The following is a 23,362-nucleotide window of genomic DNA, read 5'->3' on the forward strand; positions in this document are numbered from 1 at the left end:
GGTGTGGGGATGAGAGCACATCGCGTGGAGCGCGCCAAGGTACGTCCCGTCCTCTCAGCTCTCGTCGAGGAGCGCCGCGATCTGGGCGTAGAAATCAGTGGCCAGGGAGCGGATCGTCTCCTCCCGTTGGATGTCGCCGCTGTACACCCAGGTCACCTGCATCGCCTCGCCGGTTCCGTTGCATTCGATCATCAGATCGTACGAGACGATGCTCGGCAGGCCGTCCTCCCGGGGGAAGGCGAAGTACTCGACCCCCGCGGGGATCCGTGCCGTCTGCTTGGGCTGGACCAGGGTGGCTCCCTGGTTGTTGAAGAAGACCTGGGGCGAGCCGCACGCGGCCAGCCGCTGACGCACGGCCTCGTCCTCGCCGTAACGCAGCAAGCCGTAGTTCAGCGCCTGGGCCGTGGTTTCACGCATGGTGCGCTTCAGCGAGGAGAAGGCCGCCCGGGGAGCTTCCGAGGCCTTCGCCTCGAAAAGCATCGGGTACTTGAGGGTGGTGGGCCCGAGGGTGCGCGACAGGTCCACTCCCGGAACCAGGTCCGCGCGGCCGTTGTGCTCCACGTCCAGACGCAGGGGCTGGCCCCCGGTCCACCGGGCCCAGGCCCGCGCCAGACCGAAGAGCAGCAGATCGTTGAGGTAGACGTCCTCGTGGGCACGGACGTAGTCCGTGAGGCGGCCCACCAGCTCCGGCGGGATGGGCATGGACAGGCGCCGCGAGTTGAGATCCGTGTGCTGCCCGCCCTCCTGGTCCACCGGCATCGGCGTGACCGGATGGAGGCGGGCCTCGTCGAGCCAGAAGCCGCGAGCCTGGGTCATGCGCTCGGCGGAGCGGCCGTGTTCCGCCACGGTCCGCATGTACTGACGGTACGTCGAGCTCGCCGCCAGCGGTTGCGGCGGCTGTCCGGTGGCGAGCCGCAGGTAGGTGGTGTGCAGATCCTCCAGCACCATGGGCATCGCGTAGCCGTCGTACATGCAGTGGTGCAGGCTGAGGATGAGCTTGTCCGGTCCGGAGCCGCCGAGCCGGCAGAGCACCAGGGCCAGCACCGGCTCGCGGGTGATGCTCAAGTGGGATTGCAGCCGGCGGCCCGTGGTCAGCATGGCCTCGCGCTGGGCCTGGGGCGTCAGCCCGGCCAGGTCGAGCTCCTCGACGTGCGGCTCATCCGCGGAGGCGAGCATTCGCGCCGTCCAGCCCTCGGGCGTGCGCCGCAGCCGCAGGCGGAACACGTCGCGCTGCTCGCCGAGGAACGCCACGCTGGCGCGGAGCAGCTCCACGCGCGTTTCCGGAGGCACGTCCCAGACCATGGTGCTGGCCCAGATCTGCGTCTCCATGTCGAACGTCTCCACCAGCCACCGGTGGTGGGGCAGCAGGGGGAGTTGCTCCTCGGCGCGGGGCGCACCCAGATCCTCCGCGGCCACGGTCGGCGGAGCCGTGGTCCCCACGACGCGCGCCAGCTCCGACACCGTCTGGTGTTGGAACATCTGGTTCACCTGCATCGCGAGGCCCACCTCGGCGGCCCGCGCCACCAGCTTCACGCACAGCAGGGAGTCGCCCCCCAGGTCGAAGAAGTTGTCGTGGATGCCCACCTGCGGCAGGCGGAGCACCTGCGCCCAGACGTCGCACAGGCGCTGCTCCACGTCGTTGCGAGGCGCGACGTAGGTGGTCTCCAGCGCCGAGCGGGAGAGGTCCGGCGCGGGCAGGGCCGCCCTGTCCACCTTGCCGTTGGAAGTGAGGGGAAGGGTGTCCAGGGAGACGAAGGCCTGGGGCACCATGTACTCGGGCAGCTTGCTCTGGAGGAAGTCGCGCAGGGTGGTAGAGGAGGGAGGCTGCGCACCGGAGTGCGGCACGACGTAGGCCACCAGGCGCTTGTCGCCCGGGGAGTCCTCGCGCACGAGCACCAGGGACTGGCGCACCTCGGAGTGCAGCTCCAGGGCGGACTCGATTTCACCCAGCTCGATGCGGAAGCCGCGCAGCTTCACCTGGAAGTCGAGGCGGCCCAGGTACTCCAGCGAGCCGTCAGGCAGCCAGCGGGCCTTGTCGCCGGTGCGGTAGAGGCGGGCACCGGGAGTGGAGCTGAAGGAGTCGGGGAGGAAGCGCTCGGCGGTGAGCTCGGGACGGCCGAGGTAGCCGCGGCCCACCTGGGCGCCACCGATGAAGAGCTCGCCGGGGATACCCGTGGGAACGGGACGCAGGTGAGCGTCGAGGACGTAGAGGCGGGTGTTGGCGATGGGGCGGCCGATGGAGACGGAGCCGGTGGAGGCCTCGTGGGGCTGGACGGTGTGGACGCAGCAGCCCACCACGGTCTCGGTGGGGCCGTACTCATTCACCAGCGTGGTGGAGGGAGCATGCTGGCGCCAGAAGGCGAGCATGTCGGAGGTGAGGGCCTCGCCGCCGATGATGAAGGAGCGGGTGAGGCCGGAGGCGTTGTCAGCGGGGAGCTGCTGCTCGAGCAGACGCAGGTGGCTGGGGGTGAGCTTCACCAGGCTGAAGTTGTCGCCGGAGAGCAGGGCCTGGCCGAGACCCTGGACACCCTGGGACTCGGGAACGAGGAGGACGGGACGGCCCACCGTGAGGGGAGCCAGGAGGCTGGTGACGGTGAGGTCGAAGGAGAGGGAGGAGTGGACGGGAGAGCCGTTGCCCTGGGCGATGGAATAGGCCTGGGTGCACCAGTGCAGGTAGTTGACGACGCCGCGGTGCTCGAGCATGGCGCCCTTGGGACGGCCGGTGGAGCCCGAGGTGTAGATGACGTAGGCGAGGTTGCCGGGAGCCACCGGCACCTTTGGCGAGTGCGTGGGCTGGTGGGCAATGAGCGAATCCCACTCGGAGTCGACGAGGACGAGGAGCTGGCTCTGGACGGGGAGCTCGTCGGCGAGGTGCGCCTGGGTGACGAGGAGGGGAGTGAGGGAGTCGCTGAGCAGGAAGGCCAGACGCTCGGAGGGGTAGGAAGGGTCGAGAGGGACGTAGGCGCCGCCAGCCTTGAGGATGGCCAGGAGGCCGACGACCATGTCGGGGGAGCGCTCGAGGCACAGGCCGACGCGGACGTCGGGGCCGACGCCGAGGGAGAGCAGGTGCCAGGCGAGCTGGTTGGAGCGCTCGTCGAGCTGGCGGAAGGAGAGGCGCTGCGCACCGAGGTGGACGGCGAGGGCGTCCGGAGTGAGCCGGGCCTGGGCCTCGAAGAGCTGGTGGACGGTGGCGTCGGAGGGGAAGTCCGTGGCCGTGTCGTTCCAGTCCACGAGCACCTGCTGACGCTCGGTGTCGGTGAGCAGCGGCAGGGCGGACAGGCGCGTGTCGGGGTTGGCGGAGGCCGACTCCAGCAACACCTGCAGGTGGTCGAACATCCGGGCGATGGTGCCCGCCTCGTACAGGTCCGTGCTGTAGTTGCACGTGCAGGACAGGCCCGCGGGCGTTTCGTTGATGAAGAGCGTGAGGTCGAACCTCGCCGCGCCCGCATCATTCTCCGCGCCCTTGAAGGTGAGGCCGGCCACGCGCAGCTCGGTGGCGGGGGTGTTCTGCAGGACGAGCTTCACCTGGAAGATGGGGGCGTGGGCCAGGCTGCGCTCGGGGTTGGTGACACGCACCAGCTCCTCGAAGGGGATGTCCTGGTGGGCGTAGGCCCCGAGGGCCACCTGGCGCGTGCGGCCGAGCAGCTCGCGGAAGGTGGGGTCTCCGGAGAGGTCACCGCGCATGACGAGCTGGTTGACGAAGAAGCCGATGAGGCCTTCGGTGTCCGCATGGGTGCGGCCAGCGATGTCCGTGCCCACCATGACGTCCGTCTGCCCCGAGTAACGGGAGAGCAGCGTCTGGAAGGCGGCCAGCAGCGCCATGAAGGAGGTGGTCCCCTCGCGCTGGCAGAGCGCCTCGAGCGACCGGGACAGCGCCGCGGGCATGCTGCGGGAGAGCGTGCCACCCCGGTAGGACTGCACGGCGGGACGGGGCTTGTCGGTGGGCAGCTCCAGCAACTGGGGCGCGCCCGCGAGCTGCTGGCGCCAGTAGGAGAGCTGCGTCTCCAGCGTCTCGCCCTGGAGCCACTGGCGCTGCCAGGCCGAGAAGTCCGCGTACTGTACGGGCAGCTCGGGCAGGGGCGAGGGCTTGCCCTGGGAGAAGGCCTCGTAGAGCGCCGCCACTTCGCGCGACAGCACGCCCATGGACCACCCATCCGAGATGATGTGGTGCATGTTGAGCAGCAGCACGTGCTCCTGCTCGTCCAGCTTCAGCAACAGGGCGCGCAGCAGCGGGCCGCGGGCCAGCGAGAAGGGCTTGCGGCACTCCTCCGAGAGGAGCCGGTGGGCCTCGGCTTCGCGCGCGTGGGCGGGCAGGGCGCTCAGGTCGGCGCGCTCCAGGCGCAGGGGCGTGGGAGGCGCGATGTGCTGGAAGGGCTCACCGGACTCGAGGACGTGGAACGAGGTGCGCAACACCTCGTGACGGCGCACCAGCTCGGTGAGGCCGCGCTCAAGGGCGGCGGTGTCCAGTGTGCCCTCCAGACGCAGGGGCGCGGGCATGTTGTAGACCGCGCTGTCGGGGAGGATCTGGTCGAGGAACCATAGGCGCTGCTGGGCGAAGGACAGGGGCAGGGCACCCGTCCTGTCCACGGGCCGCAGGGGCGGCAGCGCGGGGACCTGGGTGACGCGGGCGGCGGACCCGATGGCGAGCGCCAGCGCTTCGAGGGTGGTGGCCTCGAAGAGGATGCGCAGGGGCAGCTCGACGCCGAAGGTGGCGCGGAGGCGGGAGATGACCTGGGTGGCGAGCAGGGAGTGGCCGCCCAGCTCGAAGAAGTTGTCGCGCAGGCCGACGCGCTCCACGCGCAGCACCTCGCTCCAGAGGGCGGCGAGCTGTTGCTCCGTCTCGTTGCGAGGAGCGACGTACTCGGCACCCGTGGAGAGCGCGCCGTCGGGAGCGGGCAGGGCCTTCCTGTCCACCTTGCCGCTGGAGGTGAGCGGCAGGGCCGGGAGCATCACGATGGCCGAAGGCACCATGTACGCCGGCAGCCTGGTTCCGGCGAAGGTGCGCAGCACGCCCGTCTCGACGCTCTGGCCCTCCTCGGGCACCACGTAGGCCACCAGCCTCTTGTTGTCATTCCCGCCGTCGTGCAGCACCACCACGGCCTCGCGCACCGAGGCGTGCGAGGTGAGCACGGACTCCACCTCGCCCAGCTCGATGCGGAAGCCGTTCAGCTTCACCTGGAAGTCGATGCGGCCCAGGTACTCCAGATGGCCGTCGGCCAGCCAGCGCACCTTGTCGCCGGTGCGGTAGAGGCGCTCGCCGGGCTCGGCGGAGAATGGATCGGGGATGAAGCGCTCGGCGGTGAGCTCCGGGCGGCCGAGGTAGCCACGGGCCAGGCCCACGCCACCGATGCACAGCTCTCCCGGCACCCCCGCTGGCACCGGCCTCAGGCTCGCGTCCAGCACGTAGGCCCGCACGTTCTGGAAGGGCCGGCCAATGGTGATGCGGCGCGCCTCGACCTCGGTGTCGAGCGTGGCGCAGATGGTCGTCTCGGTGGGGCCGTAGGCATTGATGAAGCGCCGCCCCGGCTTCCAGCGCGCCACCAGCTCGGAGGTGCAGGCCTCACCCGCGGAGGTGATCGTCTCCAGTGCTTCCAGGCCCTGGGGCTCGAGCTGCGCGAGCACCGAGGGGGTGAGCGTGGCCGCGGTGATGGCCCGCTGCTGGAGCACGTGGCGCAGGGGCGCGCCGGGCATCAGCTCGTCGCGCGAGCCGAGGTGCAGCTGGCCGCCGGCCATCAGCGTGGGCAGCATCTCCCAGACCGAGGCGTCGAAGCCGATGGAGGCGAACTGCAGGACGCGGCTGCCGGGCCGTAGCCGCATGGCCTCGATGGTCCGCCGGGCGGTGTTGCACAGGCCCCGGTGGTGCAACAGGGTGCCCTTGGGCTGGCCGGTGGAGCCGGAGGTGTAGATGACGTAGGCGAGGTTCTCGGGCAGTACGCGGACGCCGGGAGCCCGCACCGGATGCGTGGCGATGGCGTCCCACTCCGCATCCAGGCAGACGAGCAGCTCGCTCTGCACGGGAAGCTCGTCGGCGAGGTGCTCCTGAGTGATGAGGACGGGCGGACGGGCATCGCGCAGCATGAAGCCCAGCCGCTCGGCCGGGAGGGTGGGGTCCATTGGCAGCCAGGCGCCACCGGCCTTGAGGATGGCCAGGATGGCGACCACCAGCTCCGGAGTGCGTTCGAGGCACAGGCCCACGAGCACCTCGGGCCCGATGCCCAGCGAGCGCAGATGCCAGGCGAGCTGGTTGGCGCGCTCGTCGAGCTGGCGGTACGTCAGCGACTGACCGCCCCCCTCGACCGCGAGGACATCCGGGGTGCGCTCCACCTGCGCCTCGATGAGGTGGTGGGCGCAGGTGTCCTGGAACTCCGCGCGGGTGTCGTTCCAGTCCACGAGGAGCTGCTGACGCTCTGTGCCGGTGAGCAGCGGCAGGGCGGACAGGCGCGCGTCGGGGTTGGCGGTGGCCGCTTCCAGCAGGACCCGCAGGTGCTCCAGGAGGCGAGCCATGGTGTCCGCCTCGTACAGGTCGGTGCTGTAGTCGCATGCGCAGAACAGGCCCTCGGACGTCTCGTTGATGGAGAGCGTGAGGTCGAACTTCGCCGCGCCCGTGTCGTTCCCCTCGGTCCGCAGGGTGAGGCCGGGCAGGTGCAGCTCGGTGGTGGGCGTGTTCTGCAGGACGAGCTTCACCTGGAAGAGGGGCGCATGGGCGCGGCTGCGCTCGGGGTTGAGCACGCGCACCAGCTCCTCGAAGGGCACGTCCTGATGGGCGTAGGCCCCGAGCGTCGTGTCCTTCACGCGCCGCAGCAGCTCGCGGAAGGAGGGGTCACCGGAGAGGTCGCCGCGCATGACGAGCTGGTTGACGAAGAAGCCGATGAGGCCCTCGGTGTCGGCATGGGTGCGGCCGGCGATGTCCGTGCCCACCACGACGTCCGTCTGGCCGGAGTAGCGCGAGAGCAGGGTCTGGAAGGCGGCCAGCAGCACCATGAAGGAGGTGACCCCCTCGCGCTGGCAGAGGGCCTCGAGCGACCGGGACAGCGCCGCGGGCATGGCACGGGAGAGCGTGGCGCCCCGGTAGGACTGCTCCGCGGGACGGGGCTTGTCGGTGGGCAGCTCCAGCAACTGGGGAGCGCCCGCGAGCTGCTGGCGCCAGTAGGCGAACTGGGCCTCCAGCGTCTCCCCTTGGAGCCACTTCCGCTGCCAGGCCGAGAAGTCCGCGTACTGCACGGGCAGCTCGGGCAGGGGCGAGGGCTGGCCTTGAGAGAAGGCCTCGTAGAGGGCGGCCACTTCGCGCGACAGCACGCCCATGGACCAACCATCCGAGACGATGTGGTGCATGTTGAGCACCAGCACATGCGTCTGCTCGTCCAGTTTCAGCAACAGGGCGCGCAGCAGCGGGCCACGGGCCAGCGAGAAGGGCTTGCGGCACTCCTCCGCGAGGAGCCTGCGGGCCTGGGCTTCCCGCTCGTTGGCGGGCAGGGCGCTCAGGTCGGTGCGCTCCAGGGGCAGGGGCGCGGCAGGCGCGATGCGCTGGAAGGGCTGGCCGGACTCCGAGGGGAAGGACGTGCGCAATACCTCGTGACGGCGCACCAGCTCGGTGAGGCCACGCTCCAGGGCGGCGGTGTCCAGCGCGCCCTCCAGCCGCAGGCAGGCGGGGAGGTTGTAGAGCGCGCTGTCGGGGACGAGCTGATCGAGGAACCACAGGCGCTGCTGAGCGAAGGACAGGGGCAGGGCACCCGTCCTTTCCACGGGCCGCAGGGGCGGCAGCGCGGAGGCCTGGGTGGCACGCGAAGCGGACGTGATGGCGAGGGCGAGCGCTTCGAGGGTGGGAGCCTCGAAGAGGGTGCGCAGGGGCAGCTCGACGCCGAAGGTGGCGCGGAGGCGGGAGATGACCTGGGTGGCGAGCAGGGAGTGGCCACCCAGCTCGAAGAAGTTGTCGTGCAGGCCCACGCGCTCCACGCGCAACACCTCGCTCCAGAGGGCGGCGAGCTGTTGCTCCGTCTCACTGCGGGGAGCGACGTACTCGGTACCCGTGGAGAGCGCGCCGTCGGGAGCGGGCAGGGCCTTCCTGTCCACCTTGGCGTTGGAGGTGAGGGGCAGGGCCGCGAGGCGGACGAAGGCCGAGGGCAGCATGAACTCGGGCAGCCGCTGCTGGAGGAAGGCGCGCAGGGCGGGAGTGTCGAGCTGCTGGGAGTCGGAGGTGAAGTAGGCCACCAGGCGCTTGTCGCCGGGGACGTCCTCGCGAACGAGGGCAAAGGCCTCGCGAACGGAGGAGTGGGCCAGGAGGGCGGCTTCCACCTCAGCCAGCTCGATGCGGTAACCGCGCACCTTCACCTGGTTGTCGAGGCGGCCGAGGAACTCCAGCACGCCATCGTTGCGCCAGCGCGCGAGGTCACCGGTGCGGTAGAGGCGGGAGCCAGTGGTGCCGAAGGGGTTGGGGAGGAAGCGCTCGGCGGTGAGCTCGGGGCGGGAGAGGTAGCCACGGGCGAGGCCCTCGCCCCCGATGAAGAGCTCACCCGGGACACCAGAGGGGACGGGCTGGAAGGAAGCGTCCAGCAGGTACACCTGGGTGTTGGCGATGGGGGAGCCGATGGGGACGGAGGAGCCCACCTGCTGCGGGCGGGACATGCGGAAGCAGGAGGTGAAGAGGGTGCTCTCGGTGGGGCCGTAGCAGGCGGTGACGGGCAGGCCGAGGGACTCCAGGACGCGGCGCACGTGGGGAGCGGAGACGACGTCACCCCCGGTGAGAAGCTGGTGCAGGCCTCGCAGGCACTCGGGCTTGTGCTCCACCACCTGGGAGAAGAGGCCCGCGGTGAGGTGCAGGGTGGTGACGCGGTGGCGCGTCAGCACCTGGGAGAGCAGCTCCAGGTCGCTGGGAGACTGAGGCGGGAAGACGACGAGACGGCCGCCGAAGAGGAGGGGGCCCCAGAGCTCGAGGGTGGAGGCGTCGAAGGAGATGGGGGCGAGGAGGAGGAATGTCTGCTCGGGGCCGAGGTGTGCGTAGTGGATGCCGTGGAAGAGGCGGAGGACGGAGCGATGCTCGATGGCGACGCCCTTGGGACGGCCGGTGGTGCCCGAGGTGAAGTCGACGTAGGCGAGGTTGCGGGAGGAGACGGCGGAGGCTGGGGCGGAAGTGGGCAGGCCGTCGAGGCTCAGCTCCTCGACGAAGAGGGCGGGGAGGTGAGAGGGGACGGGGAGCTGGGAGCGCAGAGCGCGAGAGGTGAGCAGGAGGAGGGGAGGAGCATCCTCGAGCATGAAGGACAGGCGCTGGGCGGGGTAGGAGGCATCCAGCGGGAGGTAGGCGCCACCGGCCTTGAGGATGGCGAGCAGGGAGACGATGAGCTCCAGGGAGCGCTCCATGCACAGGGCGACGAGCACATCGGGGCCGACGCCATGGGAGCGCAGCAGGTGGGCCAGCGCGTTGGAGCGAGCGTCCAGCTCCCGGTAGGAGAGGCGTGCGTCTCCGAACTCGACGGCGATGGAGTCGGGACGCAGGGCCACCTGCTGCTCGAAGAGGTGGTGGATGCAGGAGGTGGCGGGGAAGTCGGCGGCGGTGGCGTTCCACTGCACGAGGACCTGCTGCCGCTCGGCGTCCGAGAGCAGGGAGACGTCGCCCAGGCGGGAGGCGGAGGCCAGGGAGAGCAGGGCCGAGCGCCAGTGCTCGAGCAGCCGCTGCATGGAAGCGGGCTCGAAGCGGGGCGAGTCGTAGACGGCCCGCAGGCGCAGCGTCTGTCCAGGCAGGACGGAGAGGGTGAGCGGGTAGTTGGTGTGCTCGAAGGCCTGGACATCGCTCACCTGGAGCGACGGAACCGTGCCCGACATGGAGGCATCGAGAGGGTAGTTCTCGAAGACGAGCAGGGAGTCGAAGAGCGAAGTGCCGCGGGGCACCTGGCTGAAGGACTGGACCTGGACGAGCGGAGAGTGCTCGTACTGGCGCAGCTCGAGTTGCTGGGCCTGGAGTGACTGGAGCCAGGGCAGCAGGGGCGCGCTGCCCGAGGGCACGCGGACACGCGCGGGCAGCGAGTTGATGAAGATGCCCACCAGGGTGTCGGAGCCGGGCAGCTCGGGAGGACGGCCCGCGACGGTGTTGCCGAAGACGACATCCTGCTCGCCGGAGTAGCGCGAGAGCACGAGGCCCCAGGAAGCCAGGGCGAGCGTGTTGAGGGTGAGCTGGTGCTGGCGGGCGAAGTCCTGCAGCGCGGATGTGGCCTCGGCGGACAGGCCCAGCTCGAGGGTGGGGTGTGCCGGCTGCTGGCCCTGGGGCGGCGTGGCGTGCGTGTCCGCGGGCAGGGGCGTGGGAGCGGTGAAGCCCTCCAGGTAGCCGCGCCAGAAGGACTCGTCGGCGGAGGCGTCGCGGCGCTGCAGCCAGGCGATGTAGTCGCGGAAGGGGGCTCTGGGCGCGGGCTGCGGCGTGACACCGGCGCGGAAGGACTCGTAGAGCGAGAAGACCTCGCTGATGAGCAGGCCGAGGCTCCAGCCGTCCACCAGCAGGTGGTGGTGGCTCCAGACGAAGCGCATGGCGTCATCCGCCAGACGGATGCCCGTCAGGCGCACCAGCGGCGCCCGGCGCAGGTCGATGCCACGGTGCTTGTCCTCGCGGAGGAGTTGCTCGAAGCGGGCGCGCTGCTCGGCGGCGGGGAGCTCGCGCCAGTCGAGCAGCTCGAAGGGCAGCTCCACCTGGGAGTTGACGGCCTGGAGGGGCGAGTCGAGGCCCTCCCAGAGGAAGGAGGAGCGCAGGATGGTGTGGCGCTGGAGGCAGGCCTTCCAGGCGCGCAGGAAGGCGGGCAGGTCGAGCGCGGAGGTAACGGTCCAGGAGAGCTGCTCGAAGTAGGTGGAGGACTCGGGAGAGAGCAGGGCGTGGAAGAGCATGCCCTGCTGGGTGGGGGAGAGAGGGTAGAGGTCCTCGACATCGGAGCCGGCCTGACGCAGCAGGGCGTCGAGCGAGGGCTGGGAAAGGGCCGCGAGGGGGAAGTCGCCCGGAGAGAAGCTGCGGGCGTCCTCGGAAGTGCGCAGAGTGATGAGGGCGCGCAGGTGGTGCAGGAAGCGGCCGGCGAGCGACTCGATGGTGGAGGCGAGGTGGAGGTGGGCGCTGTAGCTGAAGGCGAGCCGCAACTGCCCGCCGAGCACGGAGCCATTGAGCTCCAGCACGTGCAGGCGCGAGCCCGCGGGCGACATGGCGTGGCCGGAGGGCTCGGTGGCCGAGGTGAAGAGGCGGCTGGAAGCGGCCGCGGCGTCGAGCTGGCCGAGGTAGTTGAAGGCGACCTGGGGCGCGGGCAGGGCCTGGAGCCGTTGGGCCACATCCGGCGGGCCCAGCCACTCGAGCAGGCCGAAGCCGATGCCGCGGTGGGGCAGGCGGCTCAGCGAGTCGCGCACGGCGCGCAGGCGCTCACCCGTCGAGCCGCCCGAAGGCACGGGCAGCAACACGGGGGTGAAGGAGGTGAACCAGCCCACGGTGCGTGAGAGGTCCACGTCCTCGAACAGCTCCTCGCGGCCATGGCCTTCCACGTTGACGAGCACCTGCGATTGGCCCGTCCACTCGGAGACGGTCTGCGCCAGCGCGGTGAGCAGCACATCGTTGATGTGCGCGCGCCAGGCGGAAGGCACCTCTTGCAGCAGCAGCTTCGTCTCCTCGGCATCGAGCGAAAGGGAGACGAGGCGCTCGGAGGACTGCGTGTTGGGGCCGGAGGCGTCGGTGGGCAGCGGGGCCACGTGCTGACGGGCCTCGTCCAACCAGCGCGGCACTTCGGCCAGCAGGCGCTCGGAGCGCGCATGGGCCTGCAGTCGGTGGGCCCAGGACTGGAAGGACGTGGTCTTCGCCGGCAGTGCGGCGCGAGGGCCGTGCTGCAACTGCTGATAGGCGGACTCGAGATCCTCCACCAGGACGCGCCAGGAGACGGCATCGACGACGAGGTGGTGGGCGACGACGAACAGGCGCTGCTGGCCATTGCCGAGCTGGAAGAGGGCGGCGCGCAGCAGGGGCGGCTGGGAGAGGACGAAGCTTGCCTGCAGGCGCGCGGCCTCGGCCTCCAGGGCCTTGGGCTGCTCGGAGGCGAGCGTGGCCGAGAGGTCCACCTGGAGGAGCTGGAAGGGCGCCTCCTCGGGGCTGGTGTTCTCCTGCTGCCAGGCGCCCTCGTGCTGGCGGAAGCGCAGGCGCAGGGCGTCGTGGTGCGCCACCACCTGCGCGAAGGCCGTCTCCAGGCGAGCGGGGTCCAGCGGCTGGCGAGTGCCCAGGAGCACGGACTGGTTGAAGTGGTGGGCGTGCGCCGCGTCATGCGCCAGCACGTGCTGCTGGATGGGCGTGAGCGGCACCGGGCCCGTGATGGGACCCTGCTCGACCAGCGGCGCGGAGGCGGACTTCACCACCGGGGCGAGCCGCGCCACTGTCTGGTGCTGGAAGAGCTGGCGCGTGGAGAGGACGAGGCCGGCCTGGCGCGCACGGGCCACCACCTGGAGGCTGATGATGGAATCGCCACCCAGCTCGAAGAAGTTGTCGTGGATGCCCACCTGCTTCAGGCCGAGCACCTGCGCCCAGATGCCGCACAGGCGCTGCTCCACCTCGTTGCGGGGCGCGACATAGGCGTTCCGCGACCCGGAGCGGGAGGCGTCCGGAGCGGGCAGGGCCTTCCTGTCCAGCTTGCCGCTGGAGTTGAGGGGCAGGGCCTCCAGGACGACGAAAGAGGAGGGCACCATGTACTCGGGCAGCTTCTGTTGCAGCCAGGTCCGCAGCTCCTCGGGCTTCAACCCGGGGGGCGTGACACCCTCACCCCGTCCCTCTCCCGAAGGGAGAGGGGAGGTGGGCACGAGGTAGGCCACCAGGCGCTTGAGGCCCGGGGAGTCCTCGCGCAGCAGGACGACGGACTCGCGCACGGAGGGGTGAAGGCAGAGGGCGGACTCCACCTCGCCCAGCTCGATGCGGAAGCCGCGCAGCTTCACCTGGAAGTCGATGCGGCCGAGGTACTCGAGAGTGCCATCGGCCAGCCAGCGCACCTTGTCACCGGTGCGGTAGAGGCGCTCACCGGGCTCGGAGGCGAAGGGGTTGGGGAGGAAGCGCTCGGCGGTGAGCTCTGGACGGCCGAGGTAGCCGCGGGCCAGGCCGGCGCCGCCGACATACAACTCGCCGGGGACGCCGACGGGGAGCGGGTGCAGGCGCGAGTCGAGGACGTAGGCGCGGACGTTGTGGAAGGGCTGACCGATGGAGACACGCCGGGCGTCGACGGAGGTGTTGACGGTGGCGCAGACGGTGCACTCGGTGGGGCCGTAGGCGTTGACGAAGCGGCGACCCGGCTGGAAGCGGGCCACCAAGTCGGAGGAGCAGGCCTCGCCAGCGGTGATGAGCGTCTGCACGCCACTCAAGTCCTCGGGCCGAAGCTGGGCGAGGACGGAGGGGGTGAGCTTGAGGGTGGTGATGGACTGCGCTTGCACCACCTGGAGCAGGGGAGCGCCGGGCATGAGCTCGTCACGGGAGGCGAGCACGAGGCAGGCGCCGGAGAGCAGTGCGGGAAACACCTCGGAGACGGAGGCGTCGAAGGCGGAGGAGAAGAACTGGAGGAGGCGGCGGCCGGGCCGCAGGTCCATGAAGTCGACGGTCTGCAGGGCGGTGTTGCACAGGCCGCGGTGCTGCAGGAGGGTGCCCTTGGGACGGCCGGTGGAGCCCGAGGTGTAGATGACGTAGGCGAGGTTGCCGCCGTGCACGTCAACGTCGAGATCCTCTTCGGACTCGCGCTCCACCCGCTCCCAGTGCTCGTCCACGAGCAGCACCGGAGCGCGCTCGCCCACCCGTTGCATCAACGAGGAGTGGGTGATGAGCACCCGCGGCTCCGCATCCGAGGCGATGAAGTCCAAGCGCTCGGAGGGCAGAGAGGGATCCAGGGGCAGCCAGGCACCGCCAGCCTTGAGCGTGGCGAGGATGGACACGACGAGCTCGGGCGAGCGCTCCAGGCACAGGCCCACGAGGACCTCGGGGCCGACGCCGAGCTGGCGCAGATGGTGGGCGAGCTGGTTGGCGCGGGCGTTGAGCTCGCCATAGGTGAGCTCCTCCGTTCCGAAGCGCAGGGCGGGGGCGTCGGGCGCACGGCGCACCTGGGCCTCGAAGAGGCGATGGACGAGCGGGGACTCGGGCAGCTCGCGCCGGGCCTGGTTCCACTCCACCAGTACCTGCTGGCGCTCGGTGGCGGTGAGCAGCGGCAGCTCGGAGAGGCGCGACTCCGGTGAGGCCACCACGCCTTCCAGCAACACGCGCAGGTGCTCGGACAGGCGGGAGATGGTGGCGGCGTCGAACAGGTCCGTGTTGTAGGTGAAGGAGCCCTGGAGGCCGTTTGGCGTCTCACTGAGGGCCAGCTCCAGCTCGAACTTGGAGACGCTCGTGCTCGTATGGAAGGGGCGCAGCGCGAGCCCGGGCTGGTTCAGCTCGGACGTGGGCGTGTTCTGGAAGGCGAACAGCACCTGGAAGAGGGGAGAACGTCCCAGGTTGCGCTCGGGCTGGAGCTCCTCCACCAGCTTCTCGAAGGGCAGGTGCTGGTGGGCGAAGGCGCCCAGCGTCGTCTCGCGCACGCGGTGCAACAGCTCACGGAAGGTGGGGTTGCCCTCCATGCGGGTACGCAGCACGAGCGTGTTGACGAAGAAGCCGATGAGGCCCTCGAGCTGCGCCTCGTCCCGGCCCGCGATGGGCGAGCCGACGCAGAAGTCCTCCTGCCCCGAGTAGCGGTGCAGCACCACCTGGAAGGCGGACAGCAGGAGCATGAAGGGCGTGACACCCTCTCGCTGGCACAGCTCCCCGAGGGACTTGCTCAGCTCCAGCGGGAGCGACACGGGCAGCAGGGCGCCGTGGAACGTCTGCTCCGAGGGCCTCGGCCTGTCGGTGGGCAGCTCCAGCGCCGGTGCCGCTCCGGCGAGCTGCTGCTTCCAATAGGAGAGTTGACGCTCCAGCTCCTCGCCCTGGAGCCACTGGCGCTGCCACACCGCGTAGTCCGCGTACTGCACGGGCAGCTCGGGCAGCGGCGAGGGTTGATTCTGGGAGTAGGCCGCGTAGAGCAGCCCCGCCTCGCGCACCAGCACGCCCATGGACCAGCCGTCGGAGACGATGTGGTGCATGTTGAGCGCCAGCACGTGCTCCTGATCGTCGAGCTTCAGCAGCCGGGCGCGCAGCAGCGGACCGCGTTCCAGATCGAACGGGCGTTGGGCCTCCTCGGTGGCCAGACGCCAGGCCTCGGCCTCGCGCTGGGTGACGGGCAGCACCGTCAGGTCCGTTACCGGCAGCTCGAACGCCACCGTGGAGGCAATGACCTGGACCGAGTTGTCCGCCCCGGCCATGAACGTGGTGCGCAGGGGCTCGTGGCGGCGTATCAGCTCATGGAAGACACGCTCGAAGATCCGCGCGTCGAGCGCCCCCTGCAGCCGGACGGCCATGGGCACGTTGTAGCGAGCGGTACCCGGCTCGAGCTGCTCGAGGAACCACAGGCGCTGCTGGGAGAAGGACAGGGGCAGCGGCTGCTGGCGCGAGGCGGGCCGCAGGGGCGGGAGCTGGTTCGTCTGCGAGGCGTTCGCGGCGTCGAGCTGCTCGGCCAGGGCCTGGAGGGTGGTGGACTCGAAGAGGGAGCGAAGAGGGAGCTCGACGCCGAAGGAGGAGCGGATGCGGGAGATGACCTGGGTGGCGAGAAGGGAGTGGCCGCCCAGGGACATGAAGTCGTCGTGGAGGCCGACCAGGTCGACGTGGAGCACCTCGCTCCAGATGGAGGCCAGGCGCTTCTCGGTGTCGGAGCGGGGGGCAACGTACTCGGAGGAGGAGGCGGAGCCGGAGCCAGAGGGAGAGGGGAGGGCCTTCCTGTCCACCTTGCCGCTCGTCGTCAGAGGCAGGGCCTCGAGGGAGACGAAGGCGGAGGGCACCATGTACTCGGGCAGGCGAGAGAGGAGGGAGGAGCGAAGGGAAGAGGGCTCCACCAGCTCACCGGGCTGGGGCACGAGGTAGGCCACCAGACGCTTGTCGCCGGGAGCGTCCTCGCGCAGCACGACGACGGTTTCGCGCACGGAAGGCAGCTCGCGAAGGGCGGACTCGACTTCGCCCAGCTCGATGCGGAAGCCGCGCAGCTTCACCTGCTCGTCCAGACGGCCGAGGAACTCCAGCTCGCCGTGGGGCAGCCAGCGCACCTTGTCACCGGTGCGGTAGAGGCGGGCACCGGGCTCGGAGGAGAAGGGGTGGGGAAGGAAACGCTCGGCGGTGAGGGCGGGCTGGCCGAGGTAGCCGCGGGCCACACCGGCGCCGCCGACGTAGAGCTCACCGGGCACGCCGACGGCCACCGGCAGCAGGCGCGAGTCGAGGACGTACACCTGGGCGTTGGGCAGGGCGCGGCCGATGCTCAGGCGCTGGGAGTCCACCGGGCCGCTGATGGTGGCGCAGATGGTGACTTCCGTGGGGCCGTAGGCGTTGAGCAGGGTGCGGCCAGAGGACCAGCGGCGGGCCAGCTCGGGCGAGCAGGCCTCACCGGCGGAGATGAGGGTTTCCAGCTTCGGCAGGCCATGAGGCTCGAGCTGGGCGAGCACGGAGGGAGTGAGCGTCACCGCCGTAATGGACTGCGACTCCAGCAGGGAGCGCAGGGCGGCGTCGGGGAGCAGCTGCTCCTTGTTGGCGAGGACGAGGCAGGCACCTGCCACCAACGTGGAGAACACCTCGCAGACGGAGGCGTCGAAGCTGGTGCTGGCGAACTGGAGGACGCGGCTGTCGGGCCGGTAGCCGTGAGCACGGGCGGCCTCGCGGGCGGTGTTGGCCAGGCCGGAGCGGGTGAGCAGGGTGCCCTTGGGACGGCCGGTGGAGCCCGAGGTGTAGATGACGTAGGCGAGGTGGTCGCCGTCGACGGGAATGTGGAGATTGTCCTCGGACTCGCGCTCGACGCGCTCCCAGTGCTCGTCGAGGAGGAAGACGTAGCCGCGCCTGTCGAGCAGGTGCTCGAGGGAGGAGTGGGTGAGGAGGACGGGAGCCAGGGCGTTGGAGGAGATGAAGTCCAGGCGCTCGGAGGGGAGGGAAGGGTCCAGAGCGAGCCAGGCGCCACCGGCCTTGAGGGTGGCGAGCATGGAGACGACGAGCGCGAGGGAGCGCTCGAGGCAGAGGGAGACGAGGACCTCGGGGCCGACGCCGAGGCGGCGCAGGTGGCGGGCGAGCTGGTTGGAGCGGGAGTTGAGCTCTGCGTAGGAGAGCTGCGCGTCACCGAAGCGCACGGCGGGAGCGTCCGGGGTGAGGCGCGCGTGGGCCTCGATGAGCTGGAGCACGGACTGGTGCGGCAGGCCACCTGGCGTGCGGCTCCACTCCTCCAGCACCCTCCGGCGCTCGGCGTTGGAGAGCAGCGAGAGCTCCTCCAGGCGCGAGGCGGAAGCCAGTCCCTGCAGGGCAGTGCGGTAGTGCTCCAACAGCCGCTGCATCGTGGCGGCCTCGAAGCGGGGCGACTCGTACACGAAGCGCAGGCGGAGCGCCGTGCCCGGGTGGATGGAGAGGTGGAGCGGGTAGTTGGTGTGCTCGAGGTTCTCGACGTCCTTCGCCTGGATCGACGAGTCCCTGCCCGTCTGGGCGGTGTCGACAGGGAGGTTCTCGAGGATGACGAGGGACTCGAAGAGCGGAGTGCCCCGGGGCACCTGCGCGAGGGACTGGATCTGCGTGAGCGGAGAGTGCTCGTACTGGCGCAGCTCGAGCTGCTGGGCCTGGAGCGACTGCAGCCAGGGCAGCAGGGACGCGCGCTCCTCGGGCACGCGGACGCGCGTGGGCAGCGAGTTGATGAACATGCCCACCATGGTGTCGGAGCCGGGCAGCTCGGGAGGCCGGCCCGCGACGGTGTTGCCGAAGAGGACATCCTGCTCGCCGCTGTAGCGCGAGAGCACGAGGGCCCAGGCCGCGAGGGCCAGGGTGTTGAGCGTGAGCTGGTGCTGGCGGGCGAAGGCCTGCAGCGCGGACGTGGCCTCGGTGGAGAGATCCAGCCGCAGGATGGGATACCGGGGCTGCTGGCCTTGAGGCGGCGTGGCGCGGGTGTCCGCGGGCAGGGACGTGGGCGCGGTGAAGCCCTCCAGGTAGCCGCGCCAGAAGGACGCGTCGGCGGAGGTGCCGCGGCGCTGCAGCCAGGCGATGTAGTCGCGGAAGGGCGCTCCCGGCGTGAGCTGAGGCGTGAGCCCAGCGCGGAAGGCCTCGTAGAGCGAGAAGACCTCGCGGATGAGCAGGCCGATGCTCCAGCCATCCACCAGCAGGTGGTGGTAGCTCCAGAGGAAGCGCACGACGTCATCCCCCAGACGGATGCCCGTCAGGCGCACCAACGGCGCCCGGCGCAGATCGATGCCACGGTGCTTGTCCTCGAAGAGCAGTTGCTCGAAGCGGGTCTGCTGCTCGGAGGCGGGGAGCGCGCGCCAATCCAGCAGCTCGAAGGGCAGCTCCACCTGGGTGTGGACCGCCTGCAGGGGCGTGTCGAGCCCCTCCCAGTGGAAGGACGAGCGCAGGATGGGGTGGCGCTGGAGGCAGATCTCCCAGGCGTGCAGGAAGACCGGCAGATCGAGCTCGGACGTCACCGTCCAGGAGTACTGCTGGTAGTACGCCGAGGACGAGATCAGGGCGTGGAAGAGCATGCCCTGCTGGGTGGGAGAGAGAGGGTAAAGGTCCTCGACATCGGACCCGGTCTGGAGCAGCAGGGCGTCGAGTGACGGCTGGGAAAGGGCGGCGAGAGGGAAGTCGCCGGGAGAGAAGCGGCGGGCCTCCTCGGAGGCGCGCAGGGAGATGAGGGCGCGCAGGTGGTGCAGGAAGCGGCCGGCGAGCGACTCGATGGTGGAGGCGTGGTGGAGGTGGGCGCTGTAGCCGAAGGCGAGCCGCAGCTGCCCGTCGAGCACGGAGCCGTTGATCTCCAGCGCATGCAGGCGTGAGCCCGCGGGTGCGGCGGAAGGACCCGACGCTCCGGTGGCCAGGGAGAAGAGGCGGCTGGAGGCCGTCGCGGCGTCGAGCTGGCCGAGGTAGTTGAAGGCCACCTGGGGGACGGGCAGGGCCTGGAGCCGCTGGGCCACGTCGGCAGTGCCGAGCCAGCGGAGCAGACCGAAGCCGAGGCCCTGGTGGGGCAGGCGGCGCAGCGAGTCGCGCACGGAGCGCAGGCACTCACCCGTCGAGCCGCCGGAAGGCACGGGCAGCAGAACGGGCGTGAAGGAGGTGAACCAGCCCACGGTGCGCGAGAGATCCACGTCACCGAAGAGGTCCTCGCGGCCGTGGCCCTCCAGGTGGACGAGCACCTGGGACTGACCCGTCCACTCGCCGAGAGCGCGGGCCAGGGCTGTGAGCAGCACATCGTTGATGTGCGCGCGCCAGGCGGAAGGCACCTCCTGCAGCAGCACCTTCGTCTCCTCGGTGTCGAGGCAGACGGAGACGGAGCGCGCGGAGGCGTGGGTGTTGGGCCCGGAGGTGTCGGTGGGCAGCGGGGCCACGTGCTGGCGGGCCTCGTCCAACCAGAGCGGCGCCTCGGCCAGCAGGGACTCGGAGTGGGCATGGGCCTGCAGGCGGCGCGCCCAGGACTGGAAGGAGGTGCTCTTGGCCGGCAGCGTCACCGCCACGCCCTGCTGCAATTGCTGGTAGGCGGACTCGAGATCCTCCACCAGGACGCGCCAGGAGACGGCGTCGACGACGAGGTGGTGGGCGGCGAGCAGCAGGCGCTGCTGGCCGTTGCCGAGCTGGAAGAGAGCCGCGCGCAGCAGGGGCGGCTGGGAGAGGACGAAGCTGGCCTGCAGGCGCGCGGCCTCGGCCTCGAGCGCGGCGGGCTGCTCGGAGGCGGGCGTGGCGGAGAGGTCCACCTGGAGGAGGAGGAAGGGCGTCTCCTCGGGGCCGGCGTTCTCCTGGAGCCAGGCGCCCTCGTGCTGGCGGAAGCGCAAGCGCAGGGCATCGTGGTGGGAGAGCAGGTGCTGGAGGGCCTTCTCCAGCGGAGCGGGCTCCAGGGGCTGGCGGGAAGCCAGGAGCACGGACTGGTTGAAGTGGTGGGCGTGCGCCGTGTCGTGCGCGAGCAGGTGGTGCTGCACGGGCGTGAGCGGCACGGGGCCGGTGACGGGGCCCTGCTCGGCCAGCGGCGCGGAGGCGGACGTCACCACCTGGGCGAGCTGCGCCACCGTCTGGTGCTGGAAGAGCTGGCGCGTGGCGAGGACGAAGCCGGCCCGGCGGGCGCGCGCCACCACCTGGAGGCTGATGATGGAGTCGCCACCCAGTTGGAAGAAGTTGTCGTGGATGCCCACCTGTTTCAGGCCGAGCACCTGCGCCCAGATGTCACACAGGCGCTGCTCCACCTCGTTACGAGGCGCGACGTACCCCGTGCCGGTGGAGAGCGTCGCATCCGGAATGGGCAGGGCCTTGCGGTCCACCTTGCCATTGGCGGTGAGCGGCAGCGCCTTCAGGGCGACGAAGGCCGCGGGCACCATGTACTCGGGCAGCTTCTGCTTGAGGGCGTCGCGCAGCTCGCCAACGGAGGGCGGTTGCTCGGCGGAGGCGGGCACCACGTAGGCCACCAGCCGCTTGTCGCCCGGCGAGTCCTCGCGCACCACGACGACGGCCTGGCTCACCCCGGCGTGCTGCTCCAGCGCCGCTTCGACTTCTCCCAGCTCGATGCGGAAGCCACGCACCTTCACCTGGAAGTCGATGCGGCCCAGGAACTCCAGCGAGCCGTCGGCGCGCCGGCGCACCCGGTCTCCCGTGCGGTAGAGCCGGGCTCCGCGCCCGGTGGAGAACGGATCCGGCACGAAGCGCTCGGCGGTGAGCCCGGGGCGGTTGAGGTAGCCGCGCACCACGCCCTCGCCACCGATGTAGAGCTCGCCCGGCACGCCCAGGGGAACGGGCCGCATGCGCTCGTCGAGCACGTGCAGTTGCGTGTTGGCCAGCGGCGTACCCAGCGGCACGGAGCCGTCGAGCCGCGCGGGCACGTCATGCGAGGAGGACCAGACGGTCGTCTCCGTGGGACCGTACATGTTGAGGAGCGAGGGCACGTACCGGCGCAGCTCGCGCGCCAGCTCCGTGGAGAGCGCCTCACCGCCCACCAGCAGTTGCTTCAGGTGGCGCAGCGCTTCGGCCTGCGGGGGCTCGGCCACCAGCGTGCGCGCCAACGAGGGCGTGCACTGCAGGTGGGTGATGGCGTACTGGCGCACGGCCTCGGGCAGCCAGTCCGTGTCCAGCGTGTCCTTCTGCACCACGACGGCGAAGCCGCGCGAGAGCGTCCAGAGCAGCTCCAGCACGGAGATGTCGAAGGAGATGCTGGTGACGGCCAGCCACACGCCGCGCTCGGGCACCTGGAGCCGGGCGTCCATGGCGGTGAAGAAGTTGGACACCGTGCGGTGCGGCACCTGCACGCCCTTGGGCTGGCCGGTGCTGCCCGAGGTGTAGAGGATGTAGGCCAGGTTCCCGGCCATCGCTCCGCTGGAGGGATTCTCATCACGCCCGGATGCGAGGGCGGGTGAGTCCACGTCCACGCGCACCACGGCCGTGTCCGAGGCGGACGGCGTCCCCTCCAGGGCCGCCTGCGTGACGAGCACGCGAGCGCCGGAGTCCTCCAGCATGTAGGCGAGGCGTTCGCCCGGCCAGGTGGGATCCAGCGGCACGTAGGCGCCGCCGGCCTTGAGGATGGCCAGCAGGGCCACCACCATCTCCGCCGAGCGTTGGACGCGGACGCCGACGCGGCTCTCCGGCCCCACGCCCAGGGCCCGCAGGGCATGGGCGAGCCGGTTGGCGCGCTGGTTGAGCTCGCGGTAGGTGAGCCACGTGCCTTCGAAGCCGAGGGCGGGCGCGTCCGGGGTGCGCTCTACCTGCGCCTCGAAAAGGTGGTGGAGGCAGGCGTCGGCCGGGAAGCTGGCGGCGGTGTCGTTCCACTCCACCAGCACCTGCCGGCGCTCGGCGGCGGTGAGCAGCGACAGCTCGGAGAGGCGCGACTCCGGCGCGGCCACCACGCCCTCCAGCAGCACGCGCAGGTGCCCGGCCAGACGGGAGATGGTGGCGGCGTCGAACAGGTCCGTGTTGTAGACGAAGGAGCCGTGGAGGCCGTCCGGCGTCTCGCCGACGTTCAGCTCCAGCTCGAACTTGGAGACGCTCGTCTCCAGGTGGATGGGGTGCAGCGTCAGCCCGGCCAGGGCCGGCTCGGACGTGGGCGTGTTCTGGAAGGAGAACAGCACCTGGAAGAGCGGAGAGCGGCCCAGGTCGCGCTCGGGCTGCAGCTCCTCCACCAGCTTCTCGAAGGGCAGGTGCTGGTGGGAGAAGGCGCGGACGGTGCTCTCCCGCACGCGCTGCAGCAGCTCACGGAAGGTGGGGTTGCCCTCCAGGCGGGTGCGCAGCGCCAGCGTGTTGGCGAAGAAGCCGATGAGGCCCTCGAGCCGGGCCTGATCGCGGCCGGCCATGGGCGTGCCAATGCAGAAGGACTCCTGGCCCGAGTAGCGGTGCAGCACCACCTGGAAGGCGGCCAGCAGCAGCATGAAGGGCGTGACGCCCTCGCGCTGGCCCAGGGCCTTGAGGGAGTCACTCAGCTCCCGCGGCAGCGTCCAGGACAGCGCGGCGCCGTGGAACGTCTGCTCCGGCGGCCTCGGCCTGTCGGTGGGCAGCTCCAGCGCCGGCGAGGCTCCAGCGAGCTGCTCCTTCCAGAAGGTCAGCTGCTTCTCCAGCGCCTTGTCCTGGAGCCACTGGCGCTGCCACAGCGCGTAGTCCGCGTACTGCACGGGCAGCTCGGGCAGCGGCGAGGGCTGTCCCCGCGAGAAGGCCGCGTAGAGCTGTCCAAGCTCGCGCACCAGCACGCCCATGGACCAGCCGTCGGAGACGATGTGGTGCATGGTGAGCAGCAGCACGTGCTCGCGCGCGTCCAGCTTCAGCAGCGTGGTGCGCAGCAGTGGACCGCGCTCCAGCTCGAAGGGACGCTGGGCCTCCTCGGTGGCCAGGCGCCGGGCCTCGTCCTCGCGCCGCTCCGCGGGCAGCACCGTCAGGTCCACCACCGGCAGCCGGAACCCCGCCGTGGGGGCGATGACCTGCACCGCCGTGTCCGCCTCCACGCGGAAGGTGGTGCGCAGGGGCTCGTGGCGGCGCAGCAACTCGGTGAAGACGCGGTCGAGCACCGCGGTCTCGAGCGTCCCCCGCAGCCGCACGGCCATGGGCACGTTGTAGCGGGCGGTGCCCGGCTCGAGCTGCTCGAGGAACCACAGCCGCTGCTGGGCGAAGGACAGGGGCACGGCCGCCTCTCCCCCCGGCCTCGGCTCGAGGGGCGGGATGGCGGGGGCCTGGGGCGCACGGGCCGCCTTGGCATTGAGCTGCTTGAGCAGCAGGTCCCGCTTTTCAGGGGAGAGGCTGGCCAGACGCTTGAGGATGTCGCTCATGGGCAGGGGCTTGGAGGAAAGAGGGGGCGGGTGC

General features: G+C 70.7%; 1 protein-coding gene. It reads right to left on the reverse strand.

Features of this window, described 5'->3' with window-relative positions; genetic code table 11:
• Positions 1–54: 54 nt before the first annotated feature.
• On the reverse strand, positions 55–23,328 hold the full coding sequence (locus tag NR798_RS17210; RefSeq protein ID WP_375772564.1) for a non-ribosomal peptide synthase/polyketide synthase: 23,274 nt from the start codon (positions 23,326–23,328) through the stop codon (positions 55–57).
• Between the last annotated feature and the right edge of the window lie 34 nt (positions 23,329–23,362).

The organism is Archangium gephyra, assembly GCF_042230915.1.
In the GTDB taxonomy this organism is placed as follows: Bacteria; Myxococcota; Myxococcia; order Myxococcales; family Myxococcaceae; genus Archangium; species Archangium gephyra_B.